Raw genomic sequence first — 18,848 nt, forward strand, 5'->3', positions numbered from 1 at the left:
GCCGTTCGGAGCCTTGTGCAAAAGAGTCGGCAACCACGTCCGCCGGTATGCGGCGGGTTCCGTTCATCGCCAAAACGAACCGGTGGGGCGCAAGTGCGCCTGGTGCTCTCGCCGTGTCCGGCCGACCCCTAGCCGCAGTGGGCGAGGAGCTGGGGTTGCTCTTCGGCCGGAAGAAAGTAAGGATAGAGACTCTTTTCTCCCGCTTCGCGGAAACCCGCGTGACGGGCGATCATCGCATCGGCGTGGGCGAGGTCGATGTGCATGAGCACCGCCGGCGCATTTACACGGGGGCAAATCGTTTCCTCGCCGATCCGCGAAAAGCCGAGCATGCGAGCATAAAAAGGCGCATGCCGGGGATGAACCTCGATTACTGCGTCCGTCATTCGGCGGATCTGGCGGCTATGGATATGTCCAAGCTGGAACAGCGCCGCGAGAATTTCCTTGGAGCCCGTCCGGCTGTCGATGGCGAGTCTCGTGATTTCGCAGATGCGCGCGCCGCGCGCACGCAATGAAGTGATTTCTTCCGCGTAACGGGCTTCGGCGAGCAGCCCCTCGGCGTGATCGAAGCCCAGGGTCATTGTCCCGAACACTTGTTCATCGGAACCGGCGGTGATGACCAGACGGTTATGATCAAGGGTGTCGTCGCGATGGGCCGAGATGCTCAGTCCCCGGCGGGCATACATGCGCTCTACCAGATGGCCGGCGGCACGATGTGCCCGCTGATGGCTGCCCAGCAATACGCTGGTGTGACGTGCGCTCCTGCGGGTCGTGATTTCGCGCACGTTTGTGCCGTGGGCCGCGATTGGCTGGTTTGCCGCCTGGTGCCCGCGTAGAAGAACGGCTCGTTCGGTATGATGCGCCGGCTTCCGGATGTGCGATTCGCTAGAGTTCATGATGATGTTTCCGCAATAAGTGACTGAATGGAGCGAAAGCGCCACGCACAAGCTTGGGGATCCGGCGGCGGGCGGCTCGATCGTTGCCCGCTCAAAGGCCCCACGAGCGCCGTTCGAGGCGCCGCGGTACCTTGATTGATGCCTGAGATCAGCTGTTGGAGCTAACGACGACCGGCTTGATTTTCGCTGAAGACTCGTTGTCTCCATGGGCAAGCGACTTCACGTCGCCCGAGAGTTCGCCCCCTTCTTCGATGAGGATCTTGCCGTAGCGGATCGTGCCGCTCACGCGTCCCGTCGCGTGGATGATCAGCTGTTGACGTGCCGTGAGCTCGCCGTCGAATCGGCCAAAGATCTCTGCAATGTCGATGCCGACCTTGCCGGAAAAAGATCCTTCTTCCGCGATCCGGATCACGCGGCTATCCATCGTCGCTTCAACCCGACCTTCCACCACGAGCGTGTCGCAGTCCAGAATCTCGGCGCCCTTGAGCTTGACGTCCGGGCCGACGATCAGGCGGCTTCCCGACTCCTGACCATTTTCCTCGGGTGCGCTGTCGGCAGCCTTGCTTACCGCGGTCGAGGTTTGGGTCTCGCGCTGCGACGCGTACAGGGGGGTCGAAGATGTCATTGATGAGGTGCTGTTGTGTGTCGGCGTCGTCGATGCATTGCCCGAACCCAGCGAGCCTCCGGTCGGGCCGGACTGGGTAAGGGACGGCGTCGCACCAGTGGACGATGGCTTGCGCTCGGCGAGATTTTCCTGGTGTTTGGTGAAGAGGTTTTGCTTGTTGAACATTTGGGCTCCTCAGCTAAGTGTTCCTGACCGGAGAAGAGGCGGCCGCCTCCCCGAGGGTGATAAAGCAATTCTGATGCCACATTTGAAATTGTTTTTCTAAACATATACTTGGCCGATATCCAACGGTGCCTTCAGCTGCAAGGTGACAGGCCAAGTGTCGCCAAATGGCGACATGCTGTTTTTGATTTTTATGTAAGCTACTGTTTTTAAATGAGTAAATCATGTCGCCATACGGCGACAGCTTGCGGCAAGCTGTGTCGGCGCGTGACGTATGCCCTTGTTCAGGGATGGACCTGATAGGCTGGCTTTTCATTTGATTACTTTCTTGAGCGTCCGCATTCCATAGACTTTCAAGGTTACGCCCTCGCCGTTCGAGCACCCCGATGTCCCGCATATCCTTTCGGCAACTGTTGCTTCTGGCATTCATCCTGATTGCGCTGGTCCTGAGCGGTGCCGCCATCCAGGGTCTGCGCATGCTCGAGAGCTTTGCGGGACAAAGTCACCATGCCGCTCAGAGTGCGCTGCAACTCACTGCAGCGATACAGTTGATCGGTGAGCGGTCCGTGGATATGGAACGCAGCGCACGGCAGTACCTGGTGCTCGAAGACGCGACTTTGCTCGAAAGGCTGGGCAGGGCGAAGCGGGAGGCGCTCGAGTCGGTCAAGCACCTGGAGACGCTCCGGATGCCGGAGTTCTCCGCTCCCTTGGCCGCATGGCGCGAGGCTGCGGATGATCTGCTCGAGGCGCTTGGCAAACCGGCCGATGCCGAGCGTGTCGGTGTCATGCTTGCACGGCTCGGTAGCCTCAACGACACGCTCGCCCAGACCGGGCGTCGGTCGATGGAAGCGCATAACCGCGAGCTTCTCGACGAATTGGAGAGCAATCGCGCGGTGCTGGGCTGGCAAGTCGGTGCCGCCATTGTCGGAAGCCTGATTCTGGCTTTGCTGTTCGGCAGATGGCTGGTCCGTCCGGTGGCGAGGTTGGAGCGTGCGATCGAAGGCCTGGGGGAGAGCCGACTCGATCGCGAGATCGATATCGTCGGACCTGCCGATCTACGGCGGGTTGGGCGCCGACTCGACTGGTTACGGCAGCGGCTGGTCGATCTGGAAGCGGATCGGCTTCGTGTCTTGCGCCACGTCTCGCACGAACTGAAAACGCCGCTTGCCGCCTTGCGGGAAGGCGTGGCGCTTCTCGAGGATCGTGTTGCGGGACCACTCGTCGATGCGCAGGTCGAGGTGGTGAAGATCCTGCAGCAGAACAGTATCACGCTGCAGTCGCGGATCGAGGCTCTGCTCGGGTACAACGCTGCAGCGTTCGATGCACGACGATTGCGACGGCAGGCGTTCAATCCCCGAGTCCTGGTCGAGAAGGTCGTGCGCGATCAGGCCTTGCAGTGGCAGGCACGTGAAGCGAGGGTAAGCGTTGCGGGTCGAGCGCCACCGATTCAGGCCGACCCCGAGAAACTTGGTATCGTGATCGGGAATCTGCTGTCGAACGCGATTGCGTTCAGCCCGCTAGGCGGAAACATCCGTTTTCTGGTCAGCCGTAGTGGCGCGGCGCTGGTGATCGAATGTCTCGATGAAGGTCCCGGAGTGGCGCCGGCGGACGCTGCTCGGGTTTTTGATCCCTTCTACCAAGGCACGCGAAGACCCGCCAAGGGCAATGGTGGCGGAAGTGGTATCGGTCTCTCGATCGTTCGGGAGCTTGTGGTTGCCCATGGTGGCCAGGTTAAGTTGGTACCGAGTGAGCACGGTGCATGTTTCAGAATTGAAATTCCCTATGAAAATTGACACAAGCTGGGTGGCTGTTGCGTGCCTGCTGTTCGCGGGTTGTAGCGCGCTCGATACCCGCCCTGCGGACGACGCAATGCTGCCGGCGAATATTTCCAAGCCGCGGCCGCCGCGCGTCGAGGCGGTGGCGCCAGGGCAGGCCGAAAATGTAAGTCTGCGGGCCCTGCTGGCCTTCTATCAAAGCAGTCAGAAATTGTCGGCGAGCGAACAGGTCAGACTCAGGAACGCGCTCGCAACGCGTAGCCAGGATCCCTTCCTGTTGGTTCAGCAGGCGATTCTGTTCGGTAACGACCGAGGCAACGCCGAACTTGCCAAGGCGCTGTCCATACTGGAGGCCCTGCAGAAATCGGATGACGAGAATGCCGTTGCACTGCAACCGCTCGCGCGGGTGCTCGCCGATCAATATGCGGAACGGCTCAAGCTGGGCGTGCAGACGGAGAAGCTTGGCCAGATTGCACGCGATAGCCAGAAGCGCGCGGAGCAGTTGCAGGAAAAGCTCGACGCGCTCGCGGCCATCGAGCGCAGCTTGCCGACCCGGCCAGTGACGCCGTTGCCACCGATTGCTCCGGAGAAACCGCAATGACGATTGGTGAACTGATCGCGGTCGATGGTGCCCATCTGCTTGTCGTGGATGACGATGTCGATCTGCTGAGACTTCTCTCGATGCGACTGACGGCCAACGGCTACCGTGTCACTACGGCGGACAGTGCTGAAGCGGCGCTGGCACGTCTTGCGGTAGAGCGCCCGGACCTGGTGATCAGCGACGTGCGGCTGCCGGATCGCGACGGTCTTGCCCTGTTCGATGAAATACGGCGTCAGCACGCCTCGCTGCCGGTAATCCTCCTTACGGCGCACGGCAGCATCCCGGATGCGGTCGAAGCCACTTCCAAGGGTGTCTACGGGTATCTCACCAAACCGTTCGACAGCCGAGCACTGCTCGACAAAGTCGAGCAGGCCCTGACCCTTGGAGCGACCGGCAACGTGCCGCAGCAGCGCAATGCCGATGACAGTTGGCGAAAGGCCATTGTCAGTCGCAGCAACCGGATGGCGGAACTGCTCGAAGAAACACGCATGGTTGCGGCATCGGATGCGAGCATCCTGATTCGAGGCGAGAGCGGATCGGGCAAGGAGTTGCTTGCCAGGGCGATTCACCTCGCCAGCCCGCGTGCGGCCGCACCGTTCGTGGCGATCAACTGCGGGGCAATCCCGGAGCAATTGCTCGAATCCGAATTGTTCGGCCACATCAAGGGCGCGTTTACCGGTGCAACCAGCTCCCACGAGGGATTGTTCCAGGCCGCCGATGGCGGCACCCTGTTCCTCGATGAGATCGGCGACATGCCGCTGGCCCTGCAGGTGAAATTGCTGCGGGTGCTTCAGGAGAGGGCGGTACGACCGGTCGGCTCAACCCGTGCCGCGCCGATCGACGTACGCATTCTCTCGGCGACACATCGGGACCTGGACGCGGCGATGGCCGAAGGGCAGTTTCGCGAGGATCTGTTCTATCGGCTCAACGTGGTGTCGTTGAGCTTGCCGCAGTTGGCCGAGAGGCGCGAAGACATCCCCCTGCTCGCGACGCATTTCCTGCAGCAGCTTGCGGAGAAGTATCGGAAGTCGGTCAACGGCTTTGCGTCGGATGCGATGGAAGCCCTGGTTACCGCGCCTTGGCCAGGGAACGTGCGTCAGCTTTTCAATGTGGTGGAGCAGGTCTGCGCACTTACGACGACGCCGCTGATACCGCTGACGCTCGTCCAGCGAGCGTTGAGGGTCCCCAGCATGGAGGCCTTGACGTATGCCGACGCGAAGCAGCGGTTCGAGCGCAACTATCTGATCCAGCTGCTGAAATTGACCGACGGCAATGTTTCGGACGCAGCCCGGCTGGCCGATCGGAATCGGACCGAATTCTATCGCCTGCTTCAGAAGCATGAGCTTACGCCTGCGCTCTTTCGTTCGAGTGCCGAAGGTGTTGGACTGCAGCGACAAGAATAGTCGTTTTAAATCAGTGGCTTGTTGGATTCTGTCGGCTGGGTGTCTGGCCCGGGCGACAGTCATGACGTGACATGAGTGCTGGTTTTTGCGGCTAATTGTCTGAATTTAATCGGGAAATTTGTTTTGGCACGATCCTCGCGTTGAGCCATGTGCAGCCGCCATAGGGCTGCGCCTTTCGAAGAACAACGCAAGGAGTCACATATGAACAACCGCAAAGTCATCGCCGCGCTGCTTTCGGTTTCCGCAGTTGCACTTGGCCTCCCTCCGGCCTTCTCGGCTGAAAGTGCCGCCCAGTCGGTCGGGCAGGCCGGTGGTTCCGCGCAAGACGCCACAATCAACGGAAAGGTCTCGGCAGTACTGATGTCGGAACCATCGCTGATGGGTTCGAAGATCCGGGTGGATACGAACAGGGGGGTGGTGAGCTTGCGAGGCACGGTCGATGCCGAGGCAGCAGGTTTGCGCGCCATCGAACTGGCATCCGGTGTGGAAGGTGTCGCACGCGTCGAGAGCGTGCTCACGCTCGCGAATCGCTGAATCCGTTCGCCGTCATCGTGCCGGGGCACACCTGCGGCAGTCCGGGCGGGTCAGGCCGCAAACTGCAGCCTGGCGAGGTGAGCATAGAGCCCCTGCCTGTCGATGAGCTGCGCGTGGGTGCCGGTCTCGATGATGCGGCCGTGCTCCAGGACCACGATCCTGTCAGCTTTCTGGACGGTCGCAAGGCGATGCGCAATTACGAGTGTGGTACGGCCGCGCATGAGTGTTTCGAGCGCGGCCTGTACCATGCGTTCGCTTTCAGCGTCGAGCGAGGAGGTGGCTTCGTCCAGCAACAGGATCGGCCGGTTGGCGAGGATCGCGCGGGCGATTGCGATGCGCTGGCGTTGTCCACCCGAGAGCCTTACGCCGCGCTCGCCGAGATGGGTGCGATAGCCGTCAGGCAGTTTTTCGATGAATTCCGCGGCGAAGGCCGCATCACATGCGCCTCGCACGGCTGCCTCGGTGGCCTGCGGCAGGCCGTAGCGCACGTTTTCCAATACGCTGGTGGCGAAAATCACTGGTTCTTGAGGCACCAGCGCGATGGCTGCGCGAACCGCCTGTGGATCGGCATCGGCGAGCGCGACGCCATCGAGTCTCAGCATGCCGGACTGGGGGTCGTAGAAGCGCAGCAGGAGCTGGAATACGGTGGTCTTGCCGGCTCCTGAGGGGCCGACCAGTGCCACGGTTTCGCCTGGCTGAACTGACAGCGTGAAAGTGTCCAGCGCGGGCGTATCGGGGCGTGCCGGATAGCTGAAGGACACCGCCTCGAGCGACAGCGCCCCGCGCAGCGGGCGTGGGAGTGGCAGGGGCTCGGTAGGGGCGCGGATCTCTGGCTGAGCGCCGAGCAGTTCCATCAGCCGTTCGGTTGCGCCGGCGGCGCGCTGCAGATCGCCCCAGACCTCCGATAGTGCGCCCACGCTGCCCGCCACCAACGCTGCGTAGAAGACGAAGGCCGACAGCTCGCCAGCGCTAATGCGGCCGTCGAGCACGTCGTGGCCGCCGATCCAGAGGATGAAGGCGATCGCGCCGAACACCAGCACCAGCACCACGACCACCAGCATCGCCCGATTGCGGATCCGCTCGACCGAGGTTGCAAAGCCGCGTTCGACCAGTGATGCGAAGTCGCTCCGGTCGGCGTCTTCATGGCCGTAAGCCTGGACCACACGGATCTCGTGAATGGTCTCGTCGATGCGGTTGCCGAGGTCCGCAACGCGGTCCTGGCTCTCCCGCGCGAGCTTCCTGACGCGTCGCCCGAAGAGGATGATCGGCACGATCACCAGCGGAACGCCGGTCAGTGTGAGCACGGTGAGCTTGAGACTGGTGGTGAACAGCATCACCAGCCCGCCGATAAGCAGCAAGGCGTTGCGCAGCGCGATCGACAGACCCGAGCCGATCACGTTCTCGATCTGGGTTGTGTCAGAGGTCAACCGCGAGATTACCTCGCCGGTGCGTCCGGCCTCGAACCACGAGGGCGGCAGACTCAACAGGTGGTCGAACACCTTGCGCCGCAGATCGGCGGTGATCCGCTCGCCGAGCCACGAGACGTTGTAGAAGCGCACATAGGTCGCCGCCGCCAGCAGGGCGATTGTGGCGAACATCGCCAAGAGGGTGCGATCGAGCCAGTCCGGGTCGCCGGCCGAAAAGCCCTTGTCGATGACCGCCCGCAAGCCCTGGCCGACGCCGAGCATGGCACCGGCGGCGACCACGAGCGCGATCGCGGCAAATGCTACCCGGCTGCGGTGTGGGCGGAGCAGACCGAAAAAAAGGCGAAATGGAGGCATGCAGTTCTCGGGGCACGGGGTGACAGGCAGCACGCATTCTAGGGGCAGGGCAGCGTTGCCGCCCAGAACGGACCGAAATGCAATCGCCGTGGGCAAGGGGGCTCCGTGCCTTCGGTGGCAAGCCCTATACTCCGGACTCCGTGAACCAGCCAGTGCTTGAAATGAGCTCGCTTCCCCTGACCGCCGGTACCACCTTGCTGATCGTCCTGCTCATGTTCGCGACGACCTTTCTGGTGGGCAAGGCTCGCCACCGTTACCAGATCAAGGCGCCAGCGGTCTCCGGCCACCCGCTCTTCGAGCGCGCCTACCGCATCCAGATGAACACCCTGGAGTGGGCGGTCATGACCTTGCCCTGCCTGTGGATCTTCGCCATCTACGTGAGCGACCTCTACGCCATGTTGCTGGGCTTGCTGTGGCTGCTGGGGCGCATCCTTTACGCAATCGGGTACCACCGCGATCCGCCGCTGCGCGCTCGCGGCTTCGTCATTGCGGCTGCCGCGTTCGGCGCATTGGGGCTCGGCGGTGGTGCCGGGGTGATCGTCGCGATCCTGGGGGGCGCGGCATGAAGATCGTCGTCCTGGGTGCCGGGCTGGCCGGCGTCACCGCCGCCCATGCCCTGTTGCGGGATGGTCACTCGGTGCAGGTGCTCGAGCGGGCTGCGGGCGCCGCTGCGGAGACGAGTTTTGCGAACGCGGGGTTGGTTTCGCCGGGACATGCCTTCAGTTGGGCCTCGCCGGCAGCGCCGATGGCCATGTTGCGTTCGCTGTTCAACCCTGACCAGGCACTGCGGGTGCGTTTGAGCCTGGATCCCGCTTTCTGGCGCTGGAGTCTTGCCTTTCTTGCCAACTGCCGCGGCGCCCGCTGGGCCGAGAACTCACGTCGGCTGGTGCGGCTGGCCTGCTACTCGCAGGCGCAACTTGCGCGTGTGGTCGAACACACCGGTGTTGAATACGCGGCCACGCGACGTGGCTTGCTTTACTTGTACGCCGATGTCAAATCACTCGCCACTGCGCGGCAGCAGAGCGATCTGCTGATGGCCGAAGGTGTCGAGGTTCGCGCGCTCGACGTTGCCGAGGTACTGGCGGTGGAGCCGCGCCTCGCTGCATGGGCGGGGCGCATCGCGGGTGGCCTGTATTGCCCGGGTGACGAAAGCGGCGACGCATGGCGTTTCACTACCGCGCTGGCCGAATGGTGCGCTTACCGTGGTGTCGATTTTCGCTACGGCGTGACGGTTGAGGCACTCGACGCGGATGAAACCCGGGTGAGAGCAGTGAAGACTGATCAGGGTTCGATCGAAGCCGATGCCGTCGTGGTGGCGCTGGGCAGCCACGCGCCGCGCCTGGTGCGGGCGCTCGGCTACCGCTTGCCGATCTATCCGGTGCGCGGCAATTCGGTGAGCTTTCCGATCCGCGAGGGCGATGCGCCGCCGACGCTGGCCGGCGTCGATGATGGCACCCTCACCGCATGGTCGCGGCTTGGCGATCGTTTGCGGCTCACCAGCACCGCAGAATTTTCGGGCTACGCGAATGTGTTGCCCCGGCGGGATGTCGAGACGCTCGTGCTTCGGGCGCGCACGATGTTCCCGGGGGGCGCGGATTTCGATCACCCATCGCCCTGGTCCTGTCTGCGCCCGATGACGCCGGCCGGCACGCCGATCATCGGCCGGACGCGGCATTCGAACCTCTATTTCAATGTTGGCCATGGGGCGATGGGATGGACCACCGCGACCGGCACGGCGCAAATGCTCGCGGATTGCGTCGCCGGGAGGACGCCTGCTCATTCGATGGACGGGCTCGGCGTTGCCGAGACGTTTGGCTGATAGCAGGCGAACGGCGTCGCGCTCGCGGCCGCTAGGCCTGCTCTGAGAGCAGTTCGGCGATCAGGGTCAGGCCGCGATCGAGAAGCTTGCGATTGGGGGCGGCCCCGATCGAGATCCGTACCGCTTCGACGCCGCCCTGGCGGCCGCAGGCGAAGACGCTCTTCGGCACCACCGCCACCCCCCGCGCACGTGCCCGTTCGGCGAACTCATCGGCGTTGCGTCTGCCGATTTCGAGCCATACATGTGGGCAATGTGCGCCACCGTGCCATTTGAATGCGGCGAGCCGCTCGCACACGATGCGGTGTCGCGCTGCGAGTTCGGTGCGCTGGCGGGCAAGGCGGTCGAGTGCGGTGCCACCATGCATCCAGTGGGCGGCAATCGTTGCGGAGATTGGCGATACGTACCAGCTGGTGCGATGTTCCGCCTCGTCCATGCGGTTGCGAAGGCGAGGCGGCAACACGAGATAGCCGATGCGCAGCCCTGGCGCCACGGTCTTGGAGAGGCCGGTGACATAGCACACGCGCTCGGGGGCAAGCGCTGCGAGCGGAGCGGAAGGCGTGGCCGGCAGCAGGCCATAGACATCCTCTTCCACGATCAGCGTGTCGTAACGTCGGGCGATTGAAACGATCTGTTCGCGGCGGGCGAGGCCCATGCTGGCCGTCGTGGGGTTCTGCAAGGTCGGCGAGAGTACGACCACGCGCCCGCCGGCATGCCGACAGGCAGCCTCGACGGCCGCAGGCGTGACACCTTCGCCATCCATCGCGAGCGGTTCGAGCGTCAATCTGCGTTGTCGAGCGATTGCCTTCAGGCCGGGATAGACGAGTGCCTCGGTGGCAACCGCATCGGCGCCCTCGAAAAGCGAAAGTGCGGTTTCCATGGCGTGCTGGGCACCGGCGCAGACGACGATCGCCGCAGGGTCGACGTCGATACCGCGAAGCCCTAGCCAGCGCGCCGCGGTTGCGCGATGTACCAGCCAGTCTCCCGTGGTGTGGTAGTGCAACAGACTCGCGGATTCACCGCTGGAGAAAGCCGAAATCGTTGCTGCGAGTTCGCTGTCGCGGGGCGCCCGTGGCGGTGTGTTGGTGGAGAGATCGATCAGATCCCGGGCTGGGTCACCGTTGTAGGCAAACAGCGCGGCTTCGGCCGATCTTCCCAGCACGAAGGTGCCGCGGCCGGTTTCACCGTCGATCAGACGGCGGCGCGCGGCTTCGCGATAGGCCCGCGTGACGGTGCTGACGTTGACCCCGAGCAGATCGGCGAGCAGTCGGTGCGTAGGCAAGCGGTCACCCGGACGAAGCGTGCCGCGGCGGATCGCGCGAGCAATGTCGTCGGCAATCGCGAGATAGGCCGGCCGGCCGTGATCGAGTTCGGGAAGCCACATTGTATTGCACACAATTCGTTTCAGAATGCATACAAAATACCCCCAACCATCAATCGCACGCCAGTGCCTTACAACGGAGCCACCCCATGCTGTTCGATCTGGATACCCTCGAGCGCCACGCCGCGGAAGTTCATCGGGTGCTGCCCGCAACGCCGCAGATCAGCTGGCCGCTGCTGAATCAGCGCCTCGGAACCGAGATCTGGTTAAAACATGAGAACCATACGCAGGTCGGCGCCTTCAAGATCCGTGGCGGGCTCAGCTATTTTGCGCAACTGCGGTGCGAGCACCCCGAAGTTCGGCATGTGGTGTCGGCCACGCGGGGGAATCATGGTCAGTCGGTGGCCTTCTCGGCCCGCCGCAACGGCATCGCCGCGACGATCGTCGTTCCGCGTGGCAACAGCGTCGAGAAGAATGCCGCGGTGCGCGCGCTCGGCGGAGAGGTGATCGAACATGGAGACGATTTCCAGGCGGCGAGCGAATATGCCTCTGTCTTGGCTAGCGAGCGGGGGATGCACCGGGTGCCGTCCTTTCACCCGGCGCTGGTCTGCGGTGTGGCGAGCTACTGTCTGGAATTCCTGCGCGCCGTGCCGGATCTGGATGTCGTGTATGTACCCATCGGCCTGGGGTCGGGAATATGCGCGATGATCGCTGCTCGCGATGCGCTCGGGCTGCAGACCGAAATCGTCGGTGTCGCGTCCGCCCATGCGCCGGCCTATGCATTGTCGTTCGAGGCACGTCGCCCGATCGCCCACCCGGTCTCGACCCGCCTCGCCGACGGGCTCGCCTGCAGCACGCCGGAGCCCGATGCGCTTGCGATGATCCTCGCCGGCGCCACGAGGATCGTTCAGGTCGATGACGAGGAAGTGGCTGCGGCGATGCGCGTGCTCTTCGAGGATACCCACAATGTGGCCGAGGGCGCAGGGGCCGCATCCCTGGCAGCCGTGATGCAGGAGCGGCGACTCTGCGCAGGGCGGCGGGTGGGCGCGGTTCTGAGCGGTGCGAACGTGGATCGCGCTGTCTTTGTCCGGGTTCTCGGAAACGAACGGTTCGCCGTTTGAGCGACGATTGTTGCAGCGGGCGGGATTGGATCGATTGCGAATTGATGCCAATATGCTCGCCTGTGTCGGCGAAATCGTCTTGCGGAAGATTGTCGCCGCGCGCTCCCTGATCGTTGCCGGGTGCAACATGTCGCCCCGGCGCCCTGTCCGAGATATTCATGACCCGTTTCATCGCGAGAAACATGCGCCGATGGCTTCTGCCATTCGCAAGCCTGCTTTGTTGCTCGATGTCGCTGGCGGCGCCGCCGTTGCCCGCGCTGAGCGCACAAGTGCAGGGGATTACCGTGTCCGGGATCTCCTCGGGGGCCTACATGGCGGTGCAGTATCAGGTTGCGCGTTCGAAGTCGGTTTCAGGCGTGGGCGCCATCGCCGGCGGCCCTTACGAGTGTGCCGCGGGGTCGACATGGACCGCCTTGACCCGTTGCATGAGTCCCAATGACTGGTGGGCGCCGGTACCCGGCGTCCAGGAGTTGCAGGCGCACATCGAGCGGCGTGCGGCGGCGGGGCTGATCGACTCCCCGGAGGATCTCAGGGACGACAGGGTGTGGGTATTTTCCGGTGACGAGGACAAGACCGTAGCGCGAGCGGTCGTCGATTCGCTGGTCGCGACCTATGCCCGCTGGGTCCCGCCGGCATCGCTGCGCTACGTGAAGCTGCCCGGCGCCGGGCATGCAATGGTGTCCGTCGCCGCGGCCCAGGCAAACGCCTGCGCGACCACCGAGCCACCCTACATCAATCGTTGTGGCGATTTCGATACCGCGGGGCAGTTGCTCGAGTTTCTGCTGGGACCGCTTGCCACAAGACAGAGCCCGCCGCAGGGCCAGTTGCACGAATTCGATCAGGCCGTGGCGATGGGCGGCAAGCCGGCCGACATCGGCCTTGCCGATACCGGCTACGTCTTCGTGCCGAGTGCCTGCGTCGGCGGTGGTTGCAAGGTGCACGTGGCATTTCATGGCTGCCGTCAGAGCAGTGCCCAGGTCGGAAAGGCCTTTGTCGAAGGGGCCGGATATAACGAATGGGCGGCCGGCAACCACCTCATCGTGCTCTATCCGCAGACCGTACCGCGCTATGGATGGGGGGCGGGCAGTTCGCGATGGGTGTTCAACCCGCGGGCCTGCTGGGATTGGTGGGGCTATACGGATCCTGCCTACGCGACGCGCGACGGGCTGCAGATCAAGGCCGTCCAGGCGATGGTCGAGGCGCTTGGGCGGCATCCGTGAGTCCTCAGACCTCTTCAATCGCCCCGATGTCCGCGTGTCTCGTCGTGTCCCCGACCTGCCGCGCCGCGGTTCCCGAATCGGGCATCGCCGATTTCCAAACCGCTTTCTCGAGGTGCTGTCGATGAAGGTACTGTTGGTCGAAGATGATCCCGAGCTTGCCGAGGGCGTAACGCGCTTCCTGCGAGGGCAGGGCGACGAACTCGTCCAGATCGCCGATGGGATGCAGGCGGACCAATTGCTGCAGAGCGAGCGTTTCGATTTCGCGCTGGTCGATGTGGGACTGCCGGGCTTGGGCGGTTATGAAATCGTGCGCCGGATCCGTAATCGCGGGCAGACGCTGCCGGTCATCATCATCACCGCGCGTGATGCGCTCGATGATCGGATTTACGGTCTCGACGTGGGTGCCGACGACTATCTTGCCAAACCGTTCCAGCTCGCCGAGTTGACCGCACGGATGCGGGCGGTGTTACGGCGGGGCGGACGCAGCGAGCCAAGATCGGTCCTCTCCTTCGGGCCGCTTACACTCGATCAGGAGGGCCGTCTCGCCTCGCTGAACCGCCAACCCATGGCGCTGACCGCGCGAGAATGGGACCTGCTCGCCGCGCTGGTGAGTGCGGATGGCAAGACGGTGCCAAAGGAAAGGCTCCAGGCGGATGCGACCGGGAATGCCGTGGAAGTCTACGTGTCCAGGCTGCGGCCACGTCTCGAGCCTGCGGGGCTGCAGATTCGAACCGTGCGAGGTTTTGGCTATCGCCTCGAGAGCAACGTATCCGACGACGGCAATGCAACCTAGCCTCCAGCGCAAGCTGCTGGGGGCGTTCGCGATCCCGACGCTTGTTGCAACATTGTTTGGTGGATGGCTGGCCTACAGCGTGGCGGGTCGCGTGGTGACCTCCGCCTATGATCAAAGCCTGCTCAACCTGGCAAAGGGGGTGGCCAACCGGGCCAGAAGCGACGCGACCGGTTTGCAGATCGCCTTGCCCTTCGAGGCGGAGGCGGTGCTGCGGACCGACACGGTCGACCGAATATTCTTTCGTGTCCGGGACGACCTGGGGCGTCTCGTGGCTGGGGATGCCGATCTGCCGCCCGCCGAAAAGCGCGTTCCGATTCTGCAGCCGCTCTTTTTCGAGTCGACGTTTCGCGGTGAGTCGATTCGAGGCGTCTGGTTGCATCAGCGGCTGGAGGGGATGGGTTTCTACGTGACCGTGGCGGAAACGCTCGGCAAGCGCGAGCAGGCATTGCATACCTTGCTCTGGGGCTTTGCGGTGGCACTTCTGCTGGTGTTGGGTGCGATCGGACTGGCGTCGCGCTGGGCCATCCGCAAAGGCTTGTCGCCCTTGAGCGAACTCGAGCGAACTCTTTCAAGGCGTTCCGGAAACGACCTTTCGCCGGTCGATCCGGCGCGGGTTCCGGTCGAGATCAGGCAACTCGTTGCCGCGCTGAACGCACTCTTCGCGGGGCTGGAGCGCGCCGGTAACCAACAACGTCAATTCCTGCAGGATGCCGCGCACCAGTTACGTACACCGCTTGCCAACCTGCAACTGCATCTGGAACTGCTCGGCAGCTCGCCGGAAGATCCCGCGCTCAAGACAACCTTGCAGGGATCGGTGCAGCGTCTGATCAGGTTGGCAAACCAGCTCCTTACACTCGCTCGCGCAGAATCCGGCGCGCTGCTGCTGGTGCATCAGACGCCGGTCGATGTGGCCGAACTCATCGACGACATGCTCGAGGACTGGTTGCGTATCTCCGATGCGAGGCAGATAGATTTCGGCGTCGAGCGCAGACGTTCCGTGGTCGGTGGCGATCCGACCCTGTTGCGGGAGCTGGTTGCCAATCTGGTCGATAACGCCCTTAAGTACACCCCGAATGGTGGTGAGGTGACGCTTACGTGTGCGCCCGAGAAGGGCCGTGTGCAGATCCGCGTTGCCGATACCGGGCCGGGTATCGCGGCCGACGAACGCGAACAGGTTTTCGAACGCTTCTACCGCAGCCCTGTCGCCAGAGGTGCGGGAAGCGGCCTCGGGCTGGCGATTGCACGCGAGATCGTGGTGGCACACGGCGGAACGATAGAGATCCTCGAGGCGGATCAGGGAGGGGGTACCGTAGTGGCCGTCGATCTGCCTGCCAACGCAGAACACGTTTAGCAAAAAAATGGCGACGGAGCATGCTCCGTCGCCATCAATTTGCAGCGCGGCAGGCCCCGTGGGCCCGCCGCGGTTCTCGAGGTCAGTGACCCGATGCGCCAGCTGCGCCGATACCCGTCTCGGAGCGAACCTTCTGGGCAAGATAGCCTGCGCGGTCTTCTTTCGCACGGGGGCTGTTGTCGAGGATCGAGAACAGCCAGATGCCCACGAAGCCCGCGGTCATCGAGAACAGCGCTGGCGAAGTGTAGGGGAACACAGGGGCGTCAGCCATGTGCAGCACATCCACCCAGACCGACTTCGACAGGACGGTCAGCACGACCGCGGTGATGAGGCCGAGGAAGCCGCCCATGGCCGCGCCACGGGTGGTGCAATCCTTCCACAGAACCGACATGAACAACACCGGGAAGTTGGCTGAGGCGGCGATCGCGAAGGCCAGCGACACCATGAAGGCGATGTTCTGCTTTTCGAACGCGATCCCCAGCACCACGGCGATGACGCCCAGTGCGATGGTGGTCATTCGCGACACTTTCAGCTCGTCCTCAGAGCTTGCCTTGCCCTTCTTGAAGACCGTGGCGTAGAGGTCGTGCGAAACGGCCGAAGCACCCGACAGGGTAAGACCGGCAACCACGGCGAGAATGGTGGCGAAGGCGACCGCGGAGATGAAGCCGAGGAAGACGTTGCCGCCGACCGCGCTGGCGAGGTGGATAGCTGCCATGTTGCCGCCGCCGCGCAGCTTGCCGACGCCCTCGAGGAACTCGGGGTTGGTCAGCACGAAGCAGATGGCACCGAAGCCGATGATGAAGGTCAGCACGTAGAAGTAGCCGATCCAGGTGGTTGCCCAGAGCACCGATTTGCGGGCTTCCTTGGCATCAGGCACGGTGAAGAAGCGCATCAGGATGTGGGGCAGGCCGGCAGTACCGAACATCAGCGCCATGCCGAACGAGATCGCCGAGATCGGATCCTTCACGAAGGTACCCGGACCCATGATCGACAGACCCTTGGTCGCGGCCAGATTGCTGGCTTCAACCCCTTTTGCGGCGGCCTCCTCGATCACCTTGGCGTCCTGCGAGGCGAGCATGGTCTTGATTTCGACGGCCTTGGCGAACATCGCTTCCGGGCTGAAACCGAACTTGGCGAGCACCATTACCGCCATGAAGGTCGCACCGGCAAGCAACAGACAGGCCTTGATGATCTGCACCCAGGTAGTGGCGGTCATGCCACCGAAGAGCACATACACCATCATCAGCGCGCCGACGATGACCACCGCCATCCAGTACTCGAGACCGAACAGCAGCTTGATCAGCTGACCGGCACCGACCATCTGGGCGATCAGGTAGAACGCCACCACGACCAGCGTGCCGGACGCCGCGAAGGCGCGGATCGGCGTTTGCGAGAAGCGGTAGGCGGCGACGTCGGCGAAGGTGAATTTGCCGAGGTTGCGCAGCCGTTCGGCCATCAGGAAGGTGATCACCGGCCAGCCGACCAGGAAGCCGATCGAGTAGATCAGGCCGTCATAGCCGTTTGCCATCACCGCAGCGGAAATACCCAGAAAGGAAGCGGCGGACATGTAGTCGCCTGCAATCGCCATGCCGTTCTGGAAGCCGGTGATGCCGCCGCCCGCGGTATAGAAGTCAGCCGCCGATTTGGTCTTGGCCGCCGCTGCCTTGGTGATGAACAGGGTCGCCACGACGAAGACCGCGAACATGATGATGGCGGTCCAGTTGGTGGGTTGCTTCTCCAACTGTCCGAGGTCGCCGCCGGCAGCAAACGCGCTGATGGAAACCAGCATCAGCGCGAGCGCGCCCGCGTTACGCGTAATCCGGCCAATCATGAACGGGACTCCTTGATGATTTCCTGGGTCAGCGCGTCAAACTCGGTGTTCGCACGCCGCACATAGATGCCGGTGATGATGATGGTGAACAGAATCACGCCCAGGCCGACAGGAATGCCGAGCGTCATTACGCCCGACCCGAGTGGCTTTGCGAGCAGTTCCTTGTCGAAAGCAATGATGCCGATATAGCCGTAGTACACAACCATCATGATCGCCGTGAGCAGCCAGCCGAAGCTGGAGCGCGTCGCGACGAGTCGCTGGTACTTCGGATTCGCCGCGATTGCGGCCGCTGTTTCCTTTTGCATGTATCCCTCCTTCTTGCGGTCGCCCGATGCGGATCGATCAGACGCATCGCCACGCTAGGCTTGGCGGCTTACGCGTCGCTTACGCAGGCAAACAAAAAATCAATCAAAACAAACCCTTAAAGTATTCTTGATGAATTCTGAATGAATTCTTGCAAGCCCGCACGGCAATGTCTTGTTTGCTTCCGGAAGGGCGTGTTCAGTGCTCTCGCGATAGGAGAGATCCAGATGGATTCCACATTTAGTCGAGCGCGAGAGGCGAGGACATGGCACCATTTCGCCCCACCCCGACGGAAGTGATTCGTGCAAAAGGCAGTACCCGATCCGAGAGAAATCCTCGGTCTCGCACCAGATGATGGCGAGGCCGAGATTCGGCGTGCGTTTCGGCGCCTGGCAATGCGCTGGCATCCGGACCGCAATCCGGATCCGGCGGCGCTGGAACAGTTCAGGCTTGCGCGCTCGGCATATGAGACGCTCATGGAGCTCGAGGACGGCGGGATCGAAGAGGGCGAGGGCGATGATGAGCCGACCGCGCCCAGCTCGCGGGGGGCGGATCGCCGCGACGATTTATGGTTGACCATCGACGAGGCGGCGCGGGGCTGCGAGAAACCATATCGGCTGGTGAGTGCTGCCGCCTGCGAACTGTGCGATGGCGCCGGCTGGATCGAGCTTGCACGGTCGAGAATGTGCGGCGAATGCAGTGGCAGTGGAAGAGTCCGTGGCAGCTCGCGCCACCTTGAGACCTGCGGCGCTTGCGAAGGTCGTGGTTTCTCTTCTCGGGCGCAATGCGAGGCATGTGGTGGAAGCGGTGAGCGCCAGGCCGAACAGACCGTGGCGGTTCATGTGCGCCCGGGTATGCTCGATGGCGAGCGGCTCCGGCTCAGGGGCTTGGGCTGTGTCGCGGAGGACGACGGTGAGCCCGGCGATCTGCTGCTGACCGTGCGCTTCCGCCCGCATCCGGTGTTTCGTCTGGAAGGACGCAATGTCCGTCTCGAACTGCCGGTTCCCGCATTGACCCTGCTTGCAGGTGGCAAGCTGATGGTGCCGGTGCCGGGCGGTCAGGCGCCGCTCACGCTGCCCTCGGGCGATGCCCTGCCGCACGAGATACGGCTTGCCGGACATGGTTTTCCCGGACGCGGCGCGGCGCCAGCCGGCGACGTGGTGGTGAGCATTCGACCCGTCTTGCCGAAGGCGCTGAGCCCCGAGCAACGCAAGGCGCTGGGACGCGTCGCCAGGCAACTTGAAACCGACATGATGGCCCACTACCCGGAAATCGCCGAGTTGCGGGCCGCTATCGAGCTGGCGCGCGGTTGAGGCTT

Annotated in this window: 17 protein-coding genes; 11 read left to right on the forward strand and 6 right to left on the reverse strand. The window is 63.3% G+C overall.

All coding sequences use genetic code 11. The features are described 5' to 3' along the window. Positions 1-128 precede the first annotated feature (128 nt). Both GQB03_RS08115 and GQB03_RS08120 read right to left on the reverse strand, forming a co-directional pair. The gene (locus tag GQB03_RS08115; RefSeq protein ID WP_159687241.1) at positions 129-893 is read right to left on the reverse strand and encodes an N-acyl amino acid synthase FeeM domain-containing protein; all 765 of its coding nucleotides are present in this window, start codon (positions 891-893) and stop codon (positions 129-131) included. Positions 894-1,041: 148 nt separating this feature from the next. Further along, positions 1,042-1,683: a bactofilin family protein gene (locus GQB03_RS08120; RefSeq protein WP_159687244.1), complete on the reverse strand. Its 642-nt coding sequence runs from the start codon at positions 1,681-1,683 to the stop codon at positions 1,042-1,044. A 383-nt stretch (positions 1,684-2,066) separates the two neighbouring features. On the opposite strand from GQB03_RS08120, the gene GQB03_RS08125 reads away from it, so the two are divergent. The 4 genes from GQB03_RS08125 (at position 2,067) to GQB03_RS08140 (ending at position 5,993) form a co-directional block, all read left to right on the forward strand. Next, entirely contained in the window at positions 2,067-3,473 is a 1,407-nt protein-coding gene (locus tag GQB03_RS08125; protein WP_159687246.1) for a sensor histidine kinase, read from the forward strand. Then, on the forward strand, positions 3,463-4,056 hold the full coding sequence (locus GQB03_RS08130; RefSeq protein ID WP_159687249.1) for a permease: 594 nt from the start codon (positions 3,463-3,465) through the stop codon (positions 4,054-4,056). The genes GQB03_RS08125 and GQB03_RS08130 overlap by 11 nt, the downstream gene beginning before the upstream one ends. Beyond that, complete coding sequence (locus GQB03_RS08135) at positions 4,053-5,459, forward strand: sigma 54-interacting transcriptional regulator (protein WP_327516738.1); 1,407 nt, start codon at positions 4,053-4,055, stop codon at positions 5,457-5,459. Before GQB03_RS08130 ends, GQB03_RS08135 begins: the two co-directional genes overlap by 4 nt. A 201-nt stretch (positions 5,460-5,660) precedes the next feature. Continuing rightward, positions 5,661-5,993: a BON domain-containing protein gene (locus GQB03_RS08140; RefSeq protein WP_159687251.1), complete on the forward strand. Its 333-nt coding sequence runs from the start codon at positions 5,661-5,663 to the stop codon at positions 5,991-5,993. A 50-nt stretch (positions 5,994-6,043) separates the two neighbouring features. Here the strand turns inward: GQB03_RS08140 and GQB03_RS08145 are convergent, their stop codons facing one another. Then, complete coding sequence (locus GQB03_RS08145; RefSeq protein ID WP_159687253.1) at positions 6,044-7,774, reverse strand: ABC transporter transmembrane domain-containing protein; 1,731 nt, start codon at positions 7,772-7,774, stop codon at positions 6,044-6,046. 161 nt (positions 7,775-7,935) lie between these two features. Here GQB03_RS08145 and GQB03_RS08150 point away from each other — a divergent pair, with 161 nt between their 5' ends. Both GQB03_RS08150 and GQB03_RS08155 read left to right on the forward strand, forming a co-directional pair. After that, a complete protein-coding gene (locus GQB03_RS08150) occupies positions 7,936-8,340 on the forward strand; it encodes an MAPEG family protein (protein WP_159687256.1) in 405 nt (134 codons plus the stop codon). Further along, the gene (locus GQB03_RS08155; RefSeq protein ID WP_159687258.1) at positions 8,337-9,593 is read left to right on the forward strand and encodes a D-amino acid dehydrogenase; all 1,257 of its coding nucleotides are present in this window, start codon (positions 8,337-8,339) and stop codon (positions 9,591-9,593) included. Before GQB03_RS08150 ends, GQB03_RS08155 begins: the two co-directional genes overlap by 4 nt. A 31-nt stretch (positions 9,594-9,624) precedes the next feature. Here the strand turns inward: GQB03_RS08155 and GQB03_RS08160 are convergent, their stop codons facing one another. Next, on the reverse strand, positions 9,625-10,974 hold the full coding sequence (locus GQB03_RS08160) for an aminotransferase-like domain-containing protein (RefSeq protein ID WP_159687261.1): 1,350 nt from the start codon (positions 10,972-10,974) through the stop codon (positions 9,625-9,627). A gap of 86 nt (positions 10,975-11,060) precedes the next feature. Here GQB03_RS08160 and GQB03_RS08165 point away from each other — a divergent pair, with 86 nt between their 5' ends. From GQB03_RS08165 to GQB03_RS08180, 4 genes are all read left to right on the forward strand, one after another. Next, on the forward strand, positions 11,061-12,032 hold the full coding sequence (locus GQB03_RS08165; protein WP_159687264.1) for a threonine dehydratase: 972 nt from the start codon (positions 11,061-11,063) through the stop codon (positions 12,030-12,032). Positions 12,033-12,190: 158 nt separating this feature from the next. Then, positions 12,191-13,252, forward strand: coding sequence for an extracellular catalytic domain type 2 short-chain-length polyhydroxyalkanoate depolymerase (locus tag GQB03_RS08170; RefSeq protein ID WP_159687266.1), 1,062 nt, complete (start codon positions 12,191-12,193; stop codon positions 13,250-13,252). 121 nt (positions 13,253-13,373) lie between these two features. Next, on the forward strand, positions 13,374-14,045 hold the full coding sequence (locus GQB03_RS08175) for a response regulator transcription factor (protein ID WP_159687267.1): 672 nt from the start codon (positions 13,374-13,376) through the stop codon (positions 14,043-14,045). Beyond that, positions 14,035-15,396 (forward strand): sensor histidine kinase, encoded by a 1,362-nt coding sequence (locus GQB03_RS08180; protein WP_159687270.1) that lies wholly within the window; start codon positions 14,035-14,037, stop codon positions 15,394-15,396. Before GQB03_RS08175 ends, GQB03_RS08180 begins: the two co-directional genes overlap by 11 nt. Positions 15,397-15,478: 82 nt before the next feature. Here GQB03_RS08180 and GQB03_RS08185 read toward each other — a convergent pair whose 3' ends face one another. Beyond that, positions 15,479-17,227 (reverse strand): cation acetate symporter, encoded by a 1,749-nt coding sequence (locus GQB03_RS08185; RefSeq protein WP_159687271.1) that lies wholly within the window; start codon positions 17,225-17,227, stop codon positions 15,479-15,481. Beyond that, complete coding sequence (locus tag GQB03_RS08190) at positions 17,224-17,532, reverse strand: DUF485 domain-containing protein (protein ID WP_159687274.1); 309 nt, start codon at positions 17,530-17,532, stop codon at positions 17,224-17,226. Before GQB03_RS08190 ends, GQB03_RS08185 begins: the two co-directional genes overlap by 4 nt. A gap of 300 nt (positions 17,533-17,832) precedes the next feature. On the opposite strand from GQB03_RS08190, the gene GQB03_RS08195 reads away from it, so the two are divergent. Then, positions 17,833-18,843 (forward strand): DnaJ C-terminal domain-containing protein, encoded by a 1,011-nt coding sequence (locus GQB03_RS08195; RefSeq protein WP_159687277.1) that lies wholly within the window; start codon positions 17,833-17,835, stop codon positions 18,841-18,843. Positions 18,844-18,848 lie beyond the last annotated feature (5 nt).

It is taken from the genome of Cognatazoarcus halotolerans (assembly GCF_009800965.1).
Classification (GTDB): Bacteria; Pseudomonadota; Gammaproteobacteria; order Burkholderiales; family Rhodocyclaceae; genus Cognatazoarcus; species Cognatazoarcus halotolerans.